Origin of the sequence: Brenneria roseae subsp. roseae (assembly GCF_003115845.1) — a bacterium.
Lineage (GTDB): Bacteria > Pseudomonadota > Gammaproteobacteria > Enterobacterales > Enterobacteriaceae > Brenneria > Brenneria roseae.
Window position 1 is genome coordinate 305,845 of record NZ_KZ819024.1, and the last position, 19,625, is coordinate 325,469.

The 19,625-nt window shown below is 50.3% G+C and carries 18 protein-coding genes and 1 other annotated feature; of the genes, 5 read left to right on the plus strand and 13 right to left on the minus strand.

Annotation, left to right across the window (positions count from 1 at the left end):
• Nucleotides 1-4: 4 nt before the first annotated feature.
• Complete coding sequence (ribF, locus tag DDT52_RS05655) at nt 5-946, minus strand: bifunctional riboflavin kinase/FAD synthetase (protein WP_109052418.1); 942 nt, start codon at nt 944-946, stop codon at nt 5-7.
• A 528-nt stretch (nt 947-1,474) separates the two neighbouring features.
• On the opposite strand from ribF, the gene rpsT reads away from it, so the two are divergent.
• Nucleotides 1,475-1,738, plus strand: a complete 264-nt coding sequence (gene rpsT, locus DDT52_RS05660; RefSeq protein WP_109052417.1) for a 30S ribosomal protein S20 — start codon at nt 1,475-1,477, stop codon at nt 1,736-1,738.
• 183 nt (nt 1,739-1,921) lie between these two features.
• On the opposite strand, the gene dnaJ is transcribed toward rpsT, so the two are convergent.
• The 3 genes from dnaJ to DDT52_RS21370 all read right to left on the minus strand — a co-directional run bounded on the left by dnaJ (nt 1,922) and on the right by DDT52_RS21370 (nt 5,460).
• A complete protein-coding gene (gene dnaJ, locus DDT52_RS05665) occupies nt 1,922-3,046 on the minus strand; it encodes a molecular chaperone DnaJ (RefSeq protein WP_136155496.1) in 1,125 nt (374 codons plus the stop codon).
• A 111-nt stretch (nt 3,047-3,157) separates the two neighbouring features.
• Nucleotides 3,158-5,071: a molecular chaperone DnaK gene (gene dnaK, locus DDT52_RS05670; protein WP_136155497.1), complete on the minus strand. Its 1,914-nt coding sequence runs from the start codon at nt 5,069-5,071 to the stop codon at nt 3,158-3,160.
• A gap of 260 nt (nt 5,072-5,331) precedes the next feature.
• Nucleotides 5,332-5,460: a hypothetical protein gene (locus DDT52_RS21370; protein WP_281728900.1), complete on the minus strand. Its 129-nt coding sequence runs from the start codon at nt 5,458-5,460 to the stop codon at nt 5,332-5,334.
• A gap of 84 nt (nt 5,461-5,544) precedes the next feature.
• Between DDT52_RS21370 and satP the strand changes: the two genes are divergently transcribed.
• The gene (satP, locus tag DDT52_RS05675) at nt 5,545-6,117 is read left to right on the plus strand and encodes an acetate uptake transporter (protein WP_136155498.1); all 573 of its coding nucleotides are present in this window, start codon (nt 5,545-5,547) and stop codon (nt 6,115-6,117) included.
• A 73-nt stretch (nt 6,118-6,190) separates the two neighbouring features.
• Here the strand turns inward: satP and DDT52_RS05680 are convergent, their stop codons facing one another.
• The gene (locus DDT52_RS05680; protein ID WP_136155499.1) at nt 6,191-7,537 is read right to left on the minus strand and encodes an MFS transporter; all 1,347 of its coding nucleotides are present in this window, start codon (nt 7,535-7,537) and stop codon (nt 6,191-6,193) included.
• A gap of 127 nt (nt 7,538-7,664) precedes the next feature.
• Nucleotides 7,665-8,252: a molybdopterin adenylyltransferase gene (mog, locus tag DDT52_RS05685; protein WP_136155500.1), complete on the minus strand. Its 588-nt coding sequence runs from the start codon at nt 8,250-8,252 to the stop codon at nt 7,665-7,667.
• A 406-nt stretch (nt 8,253-8,658) separates the two neighbouring features.
• Here mog and DDT52_RS05690 point away from each other — a divergent pair, with 406 nt between their 5' ends.
• Nucleotides 8,659-9,750 (plus strand): GGDEF domain-containing protein, encoded by a 1,092-nt coding sequence (locus DDT52_RS05690; RefSeq protein WP_136155501.1) that lies wholly within the window; start codon nt 8,659-8,661, stop codon nt 9,748-9,750.
• A 108-nt stretch (nt 9,751-9,858) separates the two neighbouring features.
• Here DDT52_RS05690 and tal read toward each other — a convergent pair whose 3' ends face one another.
• Nucleotides 9,859-10,812, minus strand: coding sequence for a transaldolase (tal, locus tag DDT52_RS05695; protein ID WP_136155502.1), 954 nt, complete (start codon nt 10,810-10,812; stop codon nt 9,859-9,861).
• A gap of 254 nt (nt 10,813-11,066) precedes the next feature.
• On the opposite strand from tal, the gene yaaA reads away from it, so the two are divergent.
• On the plus strand, nt 11,067-11,840 hold the full coding sequence (gene yaaA, locus DDT52_RS05700) for a peroxide stress protein YaaA (protein ID WP_136155503.1): 774 nt from the start codon (nt 11,067-11,069) through the stop codon (nt 11,838-11,840).
• Nucleotides 11,841-11,893: 53 nt separating this feature from the next.
• On the opposite strand, the gene thrC is transcribed toward yaaA, so the two are convergent.
• The 5 genes from thrC to DDT52_RS05725 all read right to left on the minus strand — a co-directional run bounded on the left by thrC (nt 11,894) and on the right by DDT52_RS05725 (nt 17,624).
• Complete coding sequence (thrC, locus tag DDT52_RS05705) at nt 11,894-13,183, minus strand: threonine synthase (RefSeq protein ID WP_136155504.1); 1,290 nt, start codon at nt 13,181-13,183, stop codon at nt 11,894-11,896.
• Between the two features lie 3 nt (nt 13,184-13,186).
• Nucleotides 13,187-14,116, minus strand: coding sequence for a homoserine kinase (thrB, locus tag DDT52_RS05710; protein WP_136155505.1), 930 nt, complete (start codon nt 14,114-14,116; stop codon nt 13,187-13,189).
• Nucleotides 14,117-14,118: 2 nt separating this feature from the next.
• The gene (thrA, locus tag DDT52_RS05715) at nt 14,119-16,578 is read right to left on the minus strand and encodes a bifunctional aspartate kinase/homoserine dehydrogenase I (protein WP_136155506.1); all 2,460 of its coding nucleotides are present in this window, start codon (nt 16,576-16,578) and stop codon (nt 14,119-14,121) included.
• Nucleotides 16,579-16,605: 27 nt separating this feature from the next.
• Nucleotides 16,606-16,720: a sequence feature (Thr leader region), on the minus strand.
• On the minus strand, nt 16,659-16,727 hold the full coding sequence (thrL, locus tag DDT52_RS21465; RefSeq protein WP_014916714.1) for a thr operon leader peptide: 69 nt from the start codon (nt 16,725-16,727) through the stop codon (nt 16,659-16,661). Its footprint overlaps the feature before it by 62 nt.
• 195 nt (nt 16,728-16,922) lie before the next feature.
• Nucleotides 16,923-17,624, minus strand: coding sequence for a tRNA/rRNA methyltransferase (locus tag DDT52_RS05725; RefSeq protein ID WP_136155507.1), 702 nt, complete (start codon nt 17,622-17,624; stop codon nt 16,923-16,925).
• Between the two features lie 649 nt (nt 17,625-18,273).
• Here DDT52_RS05725 and arcA point away from each other — a divergent pair.
• Complete coding sequence (gene arcA, locus DDT52_RS05730) at nt 18,274-18,990, plus strand: two-component system response regulator ArcA (protein ID WP_109052404.1); 717 nt, start codon at nt 18,274-18,276, stop codon at nt 18,988-18,990.
• 81 nt (nt 18,991-19,071) lie between these two features.
• On the opposite strand, the gene creA is transcribed toward arcA, so the two are convergent.
• Nucleotides 19,072-19,542: a protein CreA gene (gene creA, locus DDT52_RS05735; RefSeq protein WP_425591536.1), complete on the minus strand. Its 471-nt coding sequence runs from the start codon at nt 19,540-19,542 to the stop codon at nt 19,072-19,074.
• Between the last annotated feature and the right edge of the window lie 83 nt (nt 19,543-19,625).

Genomic DNA, 19,625 nt, shown 5'->3' on the forward strand with positions numbered 1-19,625 from the left:
AAAATTAAACCGGTGTCTTTAACCCAAAAAATATCCGGGCCGTCACCACATCATCGGCGATTTGCTGCTTTAAGGCTTCAAGCGAGGCAAAACGCTGTTCATTACGTATCTTTTTACGCAGTACCACTTCAATATGACGACCATACAGATCCATCGTCACGTCCAGTAGATGCACTTCAAGCTGCTGGCGCCTGTCTCCCGTTACCGTCGGACGAGTGCCGATATTGGCAACGCCCGGCAACGGTTCATCGCCCAGACCATATACACTGACAGCATAAACGCCGCTGACTGGCGAAACCTGACGTTTTAACGGCAGATTGGCGGTCGGAAAACCGATGGTCCGCCCTAATTCATTTCCATGCACTACGCGCCCGGAAATACTGTAGGGATGGCCCAACAGGTTTTCCGCCAGCGCGAGATCATCATGGCTGAGCGCTTCGCGAACGGCCGTGCTGCTCACCCGTTTACCGCTATTACAGAATGAGTCGGTACTGATGACATCAAACCCGGCCTTAAGCCCGGCATCTTGTAATAACAGGAAATCGCCCTGCCGACCAGCCCCGAAACGAAAGTCGTCTCCGACCACCAGAAACCGGACGCCCAGTTTTTCCACCAACAGCGTGGATACAAACGTTTGGGCATGATTGGCGGCAAAATGCGCATCAAACTTCACGCACAATAGGTAATCTACCCCCGCCTTCGCCAGATAATTCACTTTATCGCGCAGGCGAGTCAAACGCGCAGGCGCTTTTTCGGCAGAAAATAATTCCAGCGGCTGCGGTTCAAAGATCATCACCATAACGGGCAAACCGCGCGCCTGTCCTTCCTGCTTCAAGCGCTCCAGCAACATTTGATGTCCGCGGTGCACGCCGTCAAAATTACCAATAGTGAGCACACAGCCATAATGGTGTGCCCGAAGATTGTGTATACCGCGAATTAGCTGCATGGCTGGCTCAGAACAAATGGGTTAAATAATGGAAATCGGCGGATTATACCTTGTACAGCGAGTAAGGTTAACCCGCGATTCACGCCTTTTGCTGCCGCAATGCCCGATACGTTCTCCATTTCTGCTATTTTTGGCTGAATCGTCGGTAGATCGCCGCAACATACCGGATATTCAGACCGGGTTTTATATGATGAATTGTTTCATCACGCGCGCGCCATTGGGGGATATCCAGGTGCGGTAAAGTGACAATCAAATGAATCATCAGGAACTTGGTTAACGCGATGGCCTGCGTCACGAGGAAGCGCCAACACGATCGCAAACTGAAAGATGACAGGTATAATCAATTTATGATGCGAAAAGCTGTATTCCGGCGCGTGAAGCTGTTAAAATCCTGCGCCATCACAACGTAACAAGCGTCGACGTACAAACGGCGCTTATTTGCACAAATCCATTGACAAACGAAGGCTAAAAGGGCATATTCCTCGGCCTTTGAATTGTCCTCGATAGAATATATTTGGGAGTTGGACCTTGGCTAATATCAAATCAGCTAAGAAACGCGCCGTACAATCTGAGAAGCGCCGTAAGCATAACGCAAGCCGTCGTTCCATGATGCGTACTTTCATCAAGAAAGTATACGCGGCGATCGCTACTGGCGATAAAGAAGCGGCACAGAATGCGTTTAATGATATGCAACCGATCGTGGATCGTCAGGCTGGTAAAGGCCTGATCCACAAAAATAAAGCTGCACGTCATAAATCCAATCTGGTTGCGCGCATTAACGCTATGCAATAATCGCGTTTCGCGTATTGTATTGTTGTTAAAAAAACCGGCTCAGGCCGGTTTTTTTGCGTCTTCAGCAGGAAATATTTTTCCCCTGTTATTCACGGTATAGCCGATCCCGACGCAGGCAGGATATGCAATCCGGCTGGTAGCAACACCAGCCGGATTCTTGTTTTGCCCAAAGCCAACTTCAGATTAGATCAGATCGTCAAAAAACTTCTTCACACCATCGAAAAAGCTCTTGGAACGCGGGCTGTTTCTTTCCCCTGATGGGCCGCCAAAGCTTTCTTCCAGTTCTTGCAGCAGTTGCTTTTGACGCTCGTTCAGGTTAACCGGCGTTTCCACCACAACCCGACACAACAAATCGCCCTGAACGCCGCCGCGAACAGATTTCACGCCCTTGCCGCGCATACGGAACAGTTTCCCGGTTTGCGTTTCCGCAGGGACTTTCAGCTTAACCCGGCCATCCAGCGTCGGCACTTCAATTTCCCCGCCCAGCGCCGCCATGGCAAAATTAATCGGCACTTCACAGTACAGATTGTTTTCTTCACGCTGGAAAATCGGATGCGGTCTCACCTGAACCTGAACGTACAAATCGCCGGCTGGTGCGCCGTGTTCCCCCGCTTCCCCTTCTCCTGACAAACGGATGCGATCGCCCGTATCCACTCCGGCAGGGATCTTCACCGACAGCGTTTTGCTCTTTTCTACGCGGCCATGACCGTGACATTTCGTGCAGGGATCTTTAATGATCTTCCCACGGCCATGACAGTGCGGACAGGCTTGTTGAACGGTGAAAAAGCCCTGACGCATCTGTACCTGACCGTTACCATGACAGGTCGGACAGGTGACGGGCGAGCTGCCAGGCTTAGCCCCGCTGCCATGGCAAACATCGCACTCTTCCAGCGTAGGGATACGGATCTCTTTGGAAACCCCGCGGACAGCCTCTTCCAGCGACAGATCCATGTTATAGCGTAAATCGGCGCCGCGACTCGCGCGCTGGCGACGACCGCCGCCAAAAATATCACCGAAGACGTCGCCAAAAATATCACCAAAATCGGCTCCGCCGCCAAAACCACCGCCTCCCATACCACCTTGTTCAAATGCAGCATGGCCGTACTGATCGTAGGCGGCACGTTTCTGTGAGTCGGTGAGGATCTCGTAGGCTTCCTTAATCTCTTTAAATCGTGCTTCGGCTTCTTTATCACCAGAATTACGATCCGGGTGATACTTCATCGCCAGACGCTTATAAGCCTTCTTGATCTCACGCTCTTCCGCACCTTTAGCAACGCCTAAAATCTCGTAATAGTCTTGCTTCGCCATTCTTTTTTTCCTGCCCTCAACATGCGTGCACGGGCGCAGAGTTTCCTCAACGCCCGTGCTGGTTGCCAGCAACAGTTAATAGTTACCGTTACTGCGCCCGCTCAAGGGCGATTATTTTTTATCTTTTACTTCTTCAAATTCGGCATCAACTACGTCGTCGTCTTTACGAGCGGAAGTATCACCGGCCGCACTTTCAGTACCCGCCTGAGCCTGCGGCTGAGACGCTTCCAGCAGCTTACCGGAAGCCTGAACCAGCGCCTGGATTTTCGCTTCGATATCCGCTTTGTCTTCACCTTTCAGCGCGCTTTCCAATGCTTTCAAGGCGTCTTCAACAGCGGTTTTATCATCAGCAGCCAGATTATCACCCACTTCTTCCAGCTGCTTGCGAGTGCTATGCAACAGGTGATCGCCCTGGTTACGGGTCTGAACCAGTTCTTCAAACTTACGGTCAGATTCCGCGTTCGCCTCGGCATCGCGAACCATTTTCTGGATCTCGTCCTCATTCAGACCAGAGGACGCCTTGATAGTGATTTTCTGCTCACGACCGCTGTTCTTATCTTTCGCGGAAACATGCAGGATACCATCCGCATCGATATCAAAGGTCACTTCGATCTGCGGCATACCGCGCGGCGCAGGCTGGATACCATCCAGATTGAATTGGCCCAGAGACTTGTTGTCATGCGCACGTTTACGTTCACCTTGCAACACATGGATGGTTACCGCAGACTGGTTATCTTCCGCTGTCGAGAATACCTGGCTGTGCTTGGTCGGGATAGTGGTGTTTTTGGCAATCAGCGCCGTCATCACGCCACCCATGGTTTCGATACCCAGAGACAACGGGGTCACGTCCAGCAGCAGCACGTCTTTCACATCACCCGACAGAACGCCGCCCTGAACCGCAGCACCAATAGCAACGGCTTCATCCGGGTTCACGTCTTTACGTGGTTCTTTACCGAAGAAGTCAGCCACTTTCTTCTGTACCAGTGGCATACGAGTCTGACCACCCACCAGAATCACGTCCTGGATTTCAGACACGGACAGTCCGGCATCCTGCAAAGCAACTTTCAGCGGCTCCAGAGAACGATTCACCAGATCTTCTACCAACGACTCCAATTTGGCGCGCGTCACTTTGATGTTCAGGTGCTTCGGCCCCGTTGCATCCGCGGTGATGTACGGCAGATTCACGTCAGTTTGTTGTGCAGAAGACAGTTCAATCTTGGCTTTTTCTGCGGCTTCTTTCAGACGCTGCATAGCCAGCGGATCGTTACGCAGATCGAAACCCTGATCTTTCTTGAATTCATCAACCAGATAATTAATCAGACGGCTATCGAAATCTTCACCACCCAGGTGGGTATCACCGTTGGTTGCCAGAACTTCGAAGGTTTTTTCGCCATCAACCTCATCGATTTCGATGATAGAAATATCGAAAGTACCGCCACCCAGGTCATATACCGCAATGGTGCGGTTACCCACTTCTTTATCCAAACCATACGCCAGCGCCGCCGCCGTCGGTTCGTTAATGATACGTTTTACTTCCAGACCTGCGATACGTCCCGCATCTTTGGTTGCCTGACGCTGAGCATCGTTGAAGTAGGCCGGAACGGTAATCACCGCTTCAGTGACCGCTTCACCCAGATAATCTTCAGCCGTTTTCTTCATTTTCTTCAGCACTTCAGCTGAAATCTGCGGCGGAGCCATTTTCTGGTCTTTCACTTCCAACCAGGCATCACCATTATCGGCCGCAATGATTTTGTACGGCATAATATTGGTGTCGCGCTGTACCTCTTCGTCTTTAAAACGACGACCAATCAGACGCTTAATCGCAAACAGGGTATTTTTCGGGTTAGTAACCGCCTGACGTTTAGCCGGTTGGCCAACCAGAGTTTCACCGTCCTGCGTATAAGCAATGATTGAAGGTGTCGTGCGATCGCCTTCGCTGTTTTCCAGTACTTTAACCTGCGTACCGTCCATAATCGCTACACAAGAGTTGGTCGTACCCAGGTCGATACCAATAATCTTACCCATCTAAACATCTCCACTAATAAAGTCATATTCGGTGTGGTAGTTCAACCTACTATGCGGGCGGTATGTCGTTTTTCAACGTCATGACCTCGTTTTTCTTTTGCATCGCCGTCTATTTAGAGATGGCGATACAAATTTAACGATCCCACATAAACCTTTCTGGCATGGTCAAACTGTTTTGGTTGGAAATAAGATGGGGTCAACAATTCTATCATCAAGGGGGGACATGAAAAAAAATGACCGTTATCCCCTGTGGGATCAAACTATTCTTTCTTCGCCATGTTGTGTCCGTTCAACGCGCCCGATATGATGCCGCGCTCGCTGTAAAAAATAATTTTCAGGAAAAATTTTGACGTTGCGCCGCAACGTCCCGTCAGGGGATTGCCAGCCACAAAAAAGGGAAATCCCCGGCGTTATGGCGGGCAATAACACCTTAAACAACACCTATTTTGATGATCTGTTATTGCAGAGGATTTATGCATACGAACACGTTGGCGAATCCCGGTCCGTTAGGACTGATGGGCTTCGGGATGACAACTATTTTACTGAACTTGCACAACGCAGGCTTTTTCCCGCTTTCTTCTATTATTCTCAGCGTGGGCATTTTTTACGGCGGTATTGCCCAAATTCTGGCAGGACTACTGGAATACAAAAAAGGGAATACCTTCGGCATGACCGCGTTCACCTCTTACGGCGCGTTCTGGCTGACACTGGTCGCTATTATCATGCTGCCTAAAATGGGTCTGGCAGACGCCAGCGATGCCCAGTTCCTGGGGGTATTTCTTGGTCTGTGGGGCGTTTTCACGCTGTTTATGTTCTTTGGAACATTGCGTGCCAACCGCGCGCTGCAATTTGTTTTTGCCAGCCTCACCGTTCTGTTTGCCTTGCTGGCAATCGGTAATTTCACCGGAAACCATGCACTGCTGACTTTTGCCGGTTTCGAAGGCATTATCTGCGGTGCAAGTGCGATTTATCTCGCGATGGCCGAAGTGCTGAACGAGCAATATGGCCGTACCGTTCTGCCAATTGGCGCGCGCGGTACACACTGAGTTTCACGATTATTCAGTGATAAAAGAAGCCCGGTCAAAATGACCGGGCTTTTTACAGTTACAGGCAACCGCCTTAAATACTGACGGGTGAACGGGAATCCTCTTCCCCCGCCAGTTTGTCGCGCTGTTCGCTATTCAAATCACGATGCAAATAAATCCCCAACAGCAGACCGACGCCGGATAGCGTCAGCACATAAAATGCCGGAGCCAGCGGCGTTACCTTCATAATCAACGTGACAAAGATCGGCGTTAAGCCGCCGAAGATCGCATAGGAAACATTATAAGAAAACGAGATCCCCGAGAAACGGACTTCCGCCGGGAAAGCGCGCACCATCACATAAGGAACCGCGCCAACAACGCCGACGCTTAAGCCGACAATCGCGTAGCCGATAAAAAGCAGATCCGGATTGCCCGCCGCCGTGCTGTAAAAGAACCAACTGCATACGGCCAGCGACAAACTGCCCAGGATAAACATTTTACTGGCGCCGAAGCGGTCAACAAACAGGCCGGCGCCGATGCAGCCCACCATCAGCATAATCGTCGCCAGACAGTTTGCCTGTAATGCGAGTGCGGCAGAAATGCCATGTACTTTTTGCAGATACGTCGGCGCCATAAGAATCACCACGACAATGCAAGCGGACAGCATCCAGGTCAGCAGCATGGAAACCACCACCGCTTTCCGGTGATTCACCACCACCGATTTCAACGGTAACTCTTCCGCCAATTTCTTTTGGGCCTGCATTTCCATAAAGATCGGCGTCTCCTGCAACCAACGGCGTAAATACATCGCCACCAGCCCAAAGATCCCGCCAATAAAGAACGGCAAACGCCAGCCGCCGGCCAACATCTGATCGGAAGTCAGTACCGTATTCAGCAAGGTGGCCACCAGCGACCCCAACAAAATCCCCATGGTCAGCCCTGCGGTCAGGATGCCGCAGGCAAAACCGATGCGCGAGCGTGGAACATGCTCTGAGACGAATACCCATGCCCCGGGCACTTCACCGCCAATTGCCGCGCCTTGCAGCACTCGCATCAATAGCAGAAGCAGCGGTGCCGCGATGCCGATAGCCTCATAGGTCGGCAGCATCCCCATGGCCAGCGTGGGCAAAGCCATCAGCAAGATGCTCAGGCTGAACATCTTTTTACGCCCGACCAGATCGCCAAAGTGGGCCATGACAATGCCCCCCAGCGGACGCGCGAGATAACCGGCGGCAAAGATGCCAAAGGTCTGAACCTGACGCAGCCACTCGGGAATATCCGACGGGAAAAAGAGATCGCCAATGACGGCAGCGAAAAAAACGAAAATGATGAAATCATAAAACTCCAGCGCGCCACCCAGCGCAGCCAGAGACAGCGTTTTATAATCCTGCCGATTTAATCGGCGATGTTGTGAATGAAGGTGAAGATGCTCGTTCGCCATAAGTTACCGTGCAGTGCAAGAGTGAGATCAATAAAATTCCGCCGCTTTATGTAAAGCAAAAATTACTATAGCGGCAAAATTATGATACACCAGCAAAGCTGAATCTTATGTTTGAAATCGCCTAACTTCAGTTTTTTATTTCACGTATGGCATTTTTAGGACGAAAAGCTGCTACCACCTTCGGATCGGTCTCGATATAAGGGCCTTCCAGTAACTGAATGCAATAAGGCACGCTGGCAAAAATTCCCGCCATCACCACTTTGCCGTGCTCATCTTTCAGTCCTTCCAGCGTTTCTTTAATCGATTTGGGTTGTCCCGGCAAATTGAGAATCAACGCCTGTTTACGAATGACGCCAACCTGTCTCGACAGAATGGCTGTAGGAACGAATTGCAGGCTAATCTGCCGCATCTGCTCCCCAAACCCTGGCATTTCGCGATCGGCTATCGCCAGCGTTGCATCGGGCGTCACATCGCGGCGGGCTGGCCCAGTGCCTCCCGTGGTCAACACCAGATGGCAGCCGCGTTCATCCACCAGTTCACACAGCGTTTGTTCAATCAGAGTCTGTTCATCGGGCACCAGGCGGGTTTCAATCTCAAAGGGCGTGGTCAGGGCGCTGGACAACCATTCTTTCAGTGCGGGGATTCCTTTATCCTGATAAACACCGCTGGATGCCCGGTCAGAAATAGATACCAGACCAATACACAATCTGTTCATAAACACCTCGCTGAAAACCTAGTCTTATCAGAATATTATCTGATTTACGCCACCAAACCATCATGCAGACAAGAAATTTGTGCAACCGAAGCTTTTCTGGCTGTTCTCTCCATACTGCTTACATGATAATAGTTATTAAATAGCATCTCGAAAATACGACAAAACTGGCCAGTCAATAACTAACTGAAACAGAAAATGAAAATTAGATAATGGAAATATAATGAGGAACCTTTTCAAAGGCAGAGTCCAATCTCTGATGTTTATGTAATAAAACATCACGTATGGAGAGGAAAAATAACGAGATAGGCTATGATTAATCATAACCTGCATTTAAATCATATGATAAAATCAACGCGCTTTTGCAGTACCTTGAGAAATAGAAAAAGCCACACCAAGGAAGTACCCTATGAGCACAATTAAGTATAAGATATTAAATATATTTTCCCATCCAATCCCTGCTTTCTTTCTGTTCGGCACGCTGGCTTTTTTTATCACCGTTGCTTTTATGCATGAATCAGACAAAAACGTCTGGAAGATTGAAAAACACAATCTTGATACAACCATTAAAGCCTATTCATCTTATAGTTCCGGGGCGGAAGTTAAAGATAGTGACGTTACCCATCAAACGGGGAGCTATGTTTCCGCCCGCATCAGAACCTTTGCTTTTAATACCGGCGATACGCGCAGTGAATGTATTGGCCGGCTCTCAGAGACAGAGCTGCATTTTAATGATATGTCGATCATCAGAATCTGTCAGAATAAATTACCGTCTATCGGTGAATATGCCGGGAAGGATACGTTAACAAGCATTTTTCCCATTTTATCGCCTACGGATGAGCTGCTGGGCATTCGCATAAGAACCAATTCGGAAACGCCGCCCCCTTCGCTATTCGATACGTTTAATTCGTTGTCCGGCATCATCGGCATACTGAGCATTGTTCTGATTTCCGCTATTTTAGGTAGTCTTCTGTCTGTATTAGCCAAAAAGTACCTGATCGAATTACCCACCATCGCCAGATATGACGATCTAACGGGATATCTGCGGCGAGATGCCTTCTTTATGGCGGCGAATAAAGCCCTGAACATTTCCGATTTTACCAAACATCCCGTTTGCATGATTTTAATTGATATCGATCACTTCAAGAAGGTGAATGATACATTTGGCCATAGCGCGGGGGATTACGCCTTGAAGTTTGTCGCCGATATTTTAAAAAGATCATTTCGTCGTGAAGATATTTTTGGGCGTATTGGCGGCGATGAGTTCGCCATTGTTTTACCCAATATTGGCCTGGATGATGCTTACATGGTGGTGGAGCGGGCCAGAGCCCGGATCAACGATAGCCATTACGAGACGCCAAATGGAGATAGAATAAATCTGACGGTCAGCATCGGGTTGGTTGAATACAATATTGCCAAAGAAGGGTTAATAGACATCATGAAGCGTGCTGACGAAAATCTTTATATTGCCAAAAAAAACCGCAATACCGTTGCCAAATAATCATCATCATCTATTTAAATACCAAGTGAACGAATAGCAAACGCGCCCGCAGCGCAAAAAAATAGCCGGACATCATTCTCATCCGGCTATTTCAACACTCAGGAACAATTACAGTAAGTCAGCGATCATTTTTTCAAGTTTCACCTGGTCAACAGCAAATTTGCGGATACCGTCAGCCAACTTATCAACAGCCATGGGATCCTGATTATGCTGCCAGTAGAACTGCGCTTCAGTCATCTTCGCCGGACGCGCCTTCACATCACCGGTATAAGAAAGCTTGCGGACAACGTCGCCTTCGCTTTCAGACAGCTCTTTCAGCAGCGCCGGGGCGATAGTCAGACGGTCACAGCCAGCCAGTTCCAGAATTTCGCCTACGTTACGGAAGCTGGCGCCCATAACCACAGTTTCATAGCCATGTTCTTTGTAGTAACTGTAGATTTCACTAACAGAAACAACGCCTGGATCCTCGTCTGGCGCAAAATCTTTTTTATCGCCATTGGCTTTATACCAATCCAGGATACGACCTACAAACGGGGAAATCAGGAAAACGCCCGCTTCAGCACACGCCCGAGCCTGAGCAAAAGAGAACAATAACGTCAGGTTACAGTTGATCCCTTCTTTTTCTAACTGCTCGGCTGCGCGAATACCCTGCCAGGTAGAAGCCAGCTTGATCAGAATACGGTCATTACTGATGCCGGCATCGTTATACAACTTAATCAGGTGTTTTGCTTTCGCAACGCTGGCTTCCGTATCGTAAGACAGGCGAGCATCGACTTCCGTAGAAATACGGCCCGGGATCAGTTTTAAAATCTCAAGACCAATGTTTACCGCCAGCTTATCGGTGGCATCCACCACCTGCTGCTCACGGTTGCTGCTCTGCAAACGGGCCCAGGCGATCGCTTCATCAATCAGTTTGCGATATTCAGGAATCTGAGCCGCATTCAGAATCAGTGAAGGATTAGTGGTCGCATCTTGCGGCTGATACAATTTCATGGCCGCGATATCGCCGGTGTCAGCCACAACCGTCGTCAATTGGCGTAGGGAAGTCAGTTTATCCGTCATGTTGGCATTTCTCGTTGTTTGTACAGGATTGTTTGTACATGGATTGTTAGTGCATGAATACTGAGTGCATGAACTGGTGGCATCATGTTTTAGCCAGAATCTGATAATAACACGCACGCCCCCCCACGCAAGCCAGCCTTTTCACCTCATACCGCGGTTCTGACGATTGCCCTTTCCTGTTATAACCATCGCCGCTTTCTTGCTGGATATTTGCTACAGTAAAACAACAAAATCGGACCTACAGGACATGGCGCATGCTGATAACCCTTTCACCCGCAAAAACCCTTGACTACACCAGTCCTTTAGCAACACAACGCTATACCCAGCCGGAACTATTGGACTATTCCAGCCAGTTGATTTCTGTTTGCAAAACTCTGACCCCCGCACAAATCGCTTCGCTCATGAGTATCAGCGACAAGCTGGCCGGTTTGAATGCCGCACGTTTCAATGACTGGCACCCTGACTTTACCCCCGATAATGCGCGTCAGGCGCTATTAGCGTTTAAGGGAGATGTCTATACGGGTTTGGCGGCGGAAAACTTCAGCGAAGATGATTTTGATTTTGCCCAGAAGCATTTACGTATGCTGTCCGGCTTATACGGCGTTCTGCGACCGCTGGATCTGATGCAACCCTACCGGTTGGAAATGGGCACCAAACTCAACAATAAAGCGGGTAAGGATCTGTATAGTTTCTGGGGCAGCATCATAACCGAAAAGCTGAATCAGGCCCTGCGCGAACAAGGTGACGACATCCTGGTCAATCTGGCTTCCGACGAATATTTCAAAGCGGTGCAACCGAAAAAGCTGCAAGCGACGCTGATCAAACCCGTATTTTTAGATGAAAAAAACGGCAAATTTAAAGTCATCAGCTTCTATGCCAAAAAAGCGCGCGGGCTGATGAGCCGCTTTATTATCCAGAATCGCCTGACACAGCCGGAACAACTGAAAGACTTTAATCTGGAAGGTTACTTTTTCGAAGAAGAGGAATCATCCGTTCACGAACTGGTGTTTAAACGCCACCAGCAATAAAGCGAATCACCCGACAAGGGCGGAGCACTCCGCCCTTGAAGATTGAAAAGAAGTTATTGCGGCAACGTCATCAGGAACTGACGCAACGCCGCGAAATCATTCGGGAAATGATGAGACAGCAAAGCCAGATCGGCGCGTTTCGCCAACGCTTCAGGCAGTTCCAGTTCTTTACCCAGAATAGCCTCTACGCTTTCCTTGAATTTTGCCGGGTGGGCGGTTCCCAGGAATAAGCCGAATTCACCGGGCTGGAGCTGATCGCGCAACAGACGATAAGCAATTGCAGCGTGTGGCTCAGAGGTATAGCCCAGCGCTTCAAGCTCATGCAGGGTTTCTTTGGTGGTGTCATCGCTCACCGCACCAAAGCCCAGCGTTTTCAACTGCCAGTTTTTACGGCGGAACAATTCCTCCACTCGCGGCCAGTTATTCGGCTGGCTCACGTCCATGGCGTTGGACAGCGTTGCGACCGTTTTATTGGGTTCCCAGGCTCCGCTGCTCAGGAAACGCGGTACCGTATCGTTTGCATTGGTTGCCGCGATAAAACGTTTAATCGGCAGCCCCAGTGATTTGGCCAACAGACCGGCAGTCAGGTCGCCAAAGTTACCACTCGGTACGGAGACGACCAGTTGATTACGCGCTTCCTGCGGCAACTGGGCGACCGCTTCAAAGTAATAGCAGATTTGCGCCAGCAGGCGGCTGATGTTGATGGAGTTGGCTGAATTCAGACCAATCGTCTTTTTCAGCTCTTCATCGTCGAAAGCCTGTTTAACCAGAGCCTGACAGGCGTCAAAATCACTATCGACCGCGATAGTATGAATATTTCCCCCCAGCGTACAGAACAGCTTTTCCTGTAATGGGCTGATTTTGCCACGCGGATAAAGGATTACCACACGGACATTGTCCAGACCATAAAACGCATGAGCGACTGCCGCACCGGTATCGCCGGAGGTCGCAGTCAGAATCGTAATCTTGTCGTCACCGGAGACTTCCGTCAGCATCTGCGCCATAAAACGGCCGCCAAAATCTTTGAATGCCAGAGTCGGACCGTGGAACAGTTCCAGCGCGGCAATGTCTTCTGTGACGGGCGCGACCGGCGCCGGGAACGCGAAAGCCGCTTTCACACGCTGAAATACCGTCTCCGCCGGTATTTCATCACCGATATAGGCAGACAGAATACGGCTGCTGCGGGTGACAAAATCCAGCTTCAGCAGCGCATCGATTTCAGTACGCTCAAACTCAGGCAGTTCCAGAGGAAAGAACAGCCCTTGCTGGCTTCCCAGACCTTGCTTGATGGCCTGAGCAAAGCTGACCTGCTCGTTATGATCTTTAAGGTTGTACAGTTTCATGCATTATCCCAGTTGTCGTGCGCCTGTTGTATCCAGACGGCAAATATGAACAAAACCTTCATCGTTCTGCAAATAGTTATCCCGTAGCCAGTGGGCCAGGTGCTGTGCGCTGTCCATATCATTGCACACGGAAAAGAGTGTCGGCCCTGAACCGGAAATACCACAGGCCAGCGCGCCGATATCTTCCGCGGCTTTACGTGCTGCGGCAAAACCGGGCAGTAGTTTGGTGCGATAAGGTTCTGCTATGACGTCTTTCATCAATTTGGCCGCCAGCGACGCTTGCCCGGTATGACAGGCGTGAATAAAACCGGCCAGATAACGGCCATGGCTGACACAATCCTGACGACGATATTGCGCGGGTAAAATCGCCCGCGCTTCGGCCGTTGACACCTTGATGCCCGGATACGCCATCACCCATAGCCAGTCGTCAAAATCCGGTACCGGCTGGCTGATGATGCCCTCTTCTTCCAGCATCAGTTGGATGCCGCCGAGGAAGCAAGGGGCTACATTATCATAATGCACGCTGCCGGAAATACGGCCTTCCAGCTCGCCCATCAGGGTCAACAGACGGACGTCATCCAGTGGTTTACCACAGAACTCGTTCATTCCCATCAAACCAGCGACCACCGAACAGGCGCTGGAGCCCAGACCGGATCCGATCGGCATGTTTTTTTCGAGCGTCATGGCAACCGGTACGGTTTTACCAATCTCCTGACAAAAACGTTCCCAGCATTGATAAACAATGTTTTGCTTTGGATCGTCTGGCAATTTGCTGACGAATCGGCCTTCACTACGCAAACTGAATCGATCCGCAGCGACAACAGAGACACAGTCCCCCAGCAGTGAGCCGTCTACCGGAGAAACAGCCGCACCCAGCACATCAAACCCGACGCTGACGTTGCCAATCGATGCCGGTGCATAAACCTTAACCATAATTAAGCTCCCAACTTCCATGACAGGGTACGCAGCAAATCTGCAAATACACCAGCGGCGGTAACATCATTACCGGCGCCATACCCTCTTAATACCAACGGCAGCGGCTGATAGTAACGACTGTAGAATGCCAGCGCGTTCTCGCCATCTTTGACTTTGAATAACGGATCGTTGCCACCCACTGCGCTGATCTGCACTTTACAGCGCCCTTCTTCGATCATGCCGACATAGCGTAACACTTTACCTTCATCCCGCGCCTGCGCGATACGGCTGGCGAACTCATCATCGACTGACGGCAAACGGCGCATGAAGCTATCCACATCACCAGAGGCATCAAAACCGGTTGGCAGGACAGACTCGACTTCAATATCATCCAGCTCCAGTTTATACCCTGCTTCACGCGCCAGAATCAGCAGCTTACGCGCGACATCCATACCGGACAAATCGTCACGGGGATCGGGCTCGGTATAACCTTTCTCTTTGGCCTGCGCCGTCGCTTCGGATAAAGACATGCCTTCGTCCAGCTTACCGAAAATGAAGGATAGCGAACCCGACAGAATACCGGTGAAGCGAATCAGTTCGTCCCCTGCGTTCAGCAAGTTCTGAAGGTTTTCAATGACTGGCAGACCGGCGCCTACGTTAGTGTCGTACAGGAAGCGGCGGCGTGATTTCGCAGCGGCGCTGCGCAGCAATTGGTAGTAGCTCATGGGACCGGTATTGGCTTTCTTATTCGGCGTAACCACATGGAAGCCGTCCGCCAGAAAGTCTGCATACTGATCGGCGACGGCCTGATTCGACGTACAATCGACAATCACCGGATTCAGCAAGTGATACTCTTTTACCAGACGAATCAAACGGCCCAAATTGAAAGGTTCGCGGGCTTTTGCCAGTTCATCACGCCAGGTGTCCATCGGAATACCGTTGATATTGGTCAACAGCGCCCGGGAGTTGGCAATCCCGACAACCCGCAGGTCGATATGCTTCTGTTTAAGCCACGGTTGCTGGCGGTGAATCTGCTCCAACAACGCGCCGCCGACGCCCCCCACGCCGATGACGAATACATCGATCACCTGATCGGTATTAAACAACATCTGGTGAGCGACACGGACGCCGGTTGTCGCCATATCATTGCTGACCACAACCGAAATGGAACGTTCGGATGACCCCTGAGCGATGGCGACGATGTTGATATTGGCGCTCGCCAGCGCGGAGAACAGGCGGGCAGACAGGCCACGCAGCGTACGCATGCCATCACCCACCACGGAAATGATAGCCAGACGCTCCATGACATCCAGCGGTTCGAGCACGCCCTCTTTCAGTTCCAGATAGAATTCATCTTCCAGCGTCTTTTTGGCACGCGCCAATTCGCTCTGCGAGACGCAGAAACTGATGCTGTATTCAGACGATGACTGAGTAATCAGCACCACCGAGATACCCGCGCGAGACATCGCCGCAAACACGCGCGCCGCCATACCGACCATGCCTTTCATGCCTGGTCCGGAGACGTTAAACATCGCCATATTATTCAGGTTGGTGATGCCCTTGACCGGATATTGCGTATCAGTGCTGTCCATGCCGATCAGCGTGCCGGGAGCCTGGGGATTTTCGGTGTTTTTGATAAGGCAGGGAATCTGGAACTGGGCGATGGGAGCGATGGTTCTGGGGTGGAGGACTTTGGCGCCGAAATAGGATAACTCCATCGCCTCCTGATAGGACATCGACTTCAGCAATCTGGCATCCGGCACCTGACGCGGATCGCAGGTATAAACACCGTCGACATCCGTCCAGATTTCACAACAGTCGGCGCGCAGACAAGCGGCCAGCACCGCGGCAGAATAATCAGAACCATTACGGCCCAGCACCACCAGTTCGCCTTTATCATTACCCGCGGTGAAACCCGCCATCAGGATCACATGGTCTTGCGGAATGGCGCTTTCGGCGATACGGCGAGTAGATTCGTTGATATCAACGGTGGATTCAAGATAGTGGCCCTGAGCCAGCAGCTTTTCCACCGGATTAATGACGGAAACCGCATAACCACGCGCCTGGAATACCGCTTCCATAATGGCGATAGACAGCTTTTCGCCGCGACAAATGATAGCGGCATTCACGCTGTCAGGACACTGCCCCAACAGCGCGATACCATGCAGAACCTGTTTTAACTGGGCAAATTCCTGATCCACCAGCGACTTAAGGCGTGCCAGTTCAAAACCGGGCTGGGACTCGGCAAGACCTTGCAGCAAAGAAGAGAAGATAGCTTCAGCGTCGTTAAGGTTAGGCAGTAAATCCTGTCCGGCGACCGTTTTTTCGATCATCGCGACCAGATGGTTGGTAATTTTTGCCGGGGCTGACAGTACGGTGGCAACCTGTCCCTGGCGCGCATTGCTTTCGATAATGTCGGCAACGCGCATAAAGCGTTCCGCATTTGCCACCGAAGTCCCGCCAAATTTCAACACTCGCATTTTTATTTTTCTCCTGAATTTCTGCCATAAAAAAAAGCCCGCACTGTTCGGTGCGGGCTTTTTCGGATTCGTTGTATGCGTCAGCCCGCACCGTTACTGGTTGTATCGGTGATGGTAATAATCGTGGTGATCAGGCTGATAGTACGCATGAAAAAACTTGTCTCGGTAAATTTAAAAAATTCTGCCCTATTAGTTAGGGCAATCGCCTCTTGAAGTCAATGGATTTCTTTTTTTTCATCCCATCGACCGATACGCGAAAAACGTCAAATCAACTACAAGACAGAGAATAAACCAGAGGATTATTTATTAAAAACCATAAATCAACATGTTTTACTGCAAAAAAATCACTTGTCGCTATCTTCTTTGGATAGCATTTTCTCAACATCATGCAGCAAAGTATGCAGCATTGCCGTGTCGCGATGTTCTAAACGCCCCAGCCGTTGATGGATCCAGTCTCGCAGTTTTTCATCCTCACTAACGCCCAGCGTCATAAGCAACCGTTCCAGACGCTGTCGCAGTGCCGACAACGATCCAACTGGCGGCAGGCTCGCCTTATCCGGTTGGATCTGCATTAATTCCGCCAGTTGATAGCAGTACACCATCACCGCCTGTCCCAGATTAAGAGACGGATAGTCAGCCTTCATCGGCACGCCGGTCAACACATCGGCCAGCTCAAGCTCTTCATTGGTCAGCCCGGAATCTTCACGCCCAAACACCAGCGCGGCAGAGCCGACCCAATGTGCCTTTTCCTGCATAACCCCCAGCAACTCGATCGGCGTGCAGTAATAACGAAAGCGGGCGCGGCTACGCGCAGTCGTCGCAATGGTAAAATCCACATCGGCCAGCGCCTCTTGCAGGGTGGAAAACATCGCGGCCGCGCCAAGAATATCTCCCGAACCGTGCGCAACCCAGCCCGCCGCAGGTTCCTGATGGGCGGTGCTGCCCACAATACGCAAACTACTGAATCCCATGGTTTTCATCGCTCGAGCTGCCGCACCCACGTTCTCGGCGCGCGCGGGGTTAACCAAAATAATATGAAACTGCATAGATATCCTCTATGGCGTAAAAATACGCCGGCGAAAACGTTTCCAATGGGGCAAAAACCGAACCGTCACCACGCGAAAAATTAACAACAACACAACAAAATGCCGGGCATCATTCTGCCGCTGAAAAGAAACGGGGATTGTTTGAAGAAACGCCGTCTTAATTGATTATTTCCAATAAAAATTAGATAATTAATTTCAGCGCCTATCCTTCAGGTTATGAATTTTCAGCCAAACTATCTTATTGCTGTCATCAGCATTTGCTATGCTGAATCGTGTATAAAAGATGCTAAATTGTGACTTAAACTAGCAATCTTGTAAGTCTTTTTCACAAAATAGTTAACGTGCTACAATGAAGTTTGATATATGTCAACGGAACCGTAAATTTGTCAGCAAGCAAAATCAGTGCTTACTGTTATGTTGCTGTTAATAAGGTTAAACTGTGCACCACATTTTGAGCGCTGTCAGATCCGCTCTGCCGTCACCTAATTGCCATTCCTCTGGCCGGTGAAATGTGCACCAGGAACGTATTTACGTACTTTAGTCTAATGTTGAGTGAGATGGTGACCTTTACCTCATATAGCTCCAATGATAACAGCGACTTCTGTACTTCCGATTTCTATATTTTAGTTGGCAATTTTAGGTAGCAAACATGCAGACGCCGCACATTCTTATTGTTGAAGACGAGTTGGTAACTCGTAATACCCTCAAAAGTATTTTTGAGGCAGAAGGTTACATCGTTCACGAAGCCACAGATGGCGCAGAAATGCACCATATTCTGTCGGAAAACGACATCAATCTGGTCATCATGGATATCAACCTGCCGGGTAAAAATGGCTTGTTGCTGGCGCGTGAATTACGTGAGCAGGCCAGTGTTGCATTGATGTTCCTCACTGGCCGTGATAACGAAGTCGATAAAATCCTTGGTTTGGAAATTGGTGCTGATGACTATATTACCAAGCCGTTCAATCCGCGTGAATTGACAATTCGGGCGCGCAACCTGTTGTCCCGCACCATGAATCTGGGCGGTGGCACAGAAGAACGTCGCCTGGTTGAAAGCTACCGCTTCAATGGCTGGGAGCTGGACATCAACAGTCGTTCACTGGTCAGCCCGGCCGGCGAGCAATACAAACTGCCGCGCAGCGAGTTCCGGGCCATGCTGCATTTTTGTGAGAATCCTGGGAAAATCCAGTCTCGCGCAGAATTGCTGAAGAAAATGACCGGACGCGAGTTGAAGCCTCATGACCGCACCGTTGACGTGACGATCCGCCGTATCCGTAAACATTTCGAGTCAACGGCTGATACGCCGGAAATCATCGCCACCATCCATGGTGAAGGCTATCGCTTTTGTGGCGACCTGGAAGACTGAGATCACCCAGCCGAAGCAGTTTGCTGCTTCGGCTCTTTCAGTAGCGTTCCATATCGAATAACGCTACCCGCTTTTCTATTCTCAGTTAGCTGCTTTTTCCCATGGCATCACGGGTACCGCGCTCAAGGCGTTCTTTGGTGACCCATCAACCAGACGATCCGAATAGGTCAAATAGATCAGCGAATTACGCTTCCGATCGTAAAACCGCACAACCTGGAGTTTCTTGAAAACCAGCGATGTCCGTTTCTGGAAAACCACTTCTCCCCGATCGCCAGCGCTCTTGATTTTATCCGTCAACGTAATCGGTCCGACCTGCTGGCAGGAAATCGCCGCATCAGCGGTATCCTCCGCCAGTCCCAACCCGCCCTTGATACCGCCGGTTTTTGCCCGGCTGATATAGCAGGTGACATTATCCACCCCGGGATCGTCAAATGCTTCCACCACAATTTTATGATCCGGCCCCAGCAGTTTAAACACCGTGTCAACGGAACCTATCTGCTCTGCTCGCACTACGCTCGCCGCCGATAACATCAACAAGCCGATACCTGTCATTAACTTTTTGCTCATATTCCAGATTCTCTGATTATCCGTCATAAATTATCCGTCATTGCGTCACCGGGAAGCGCACCATCAAA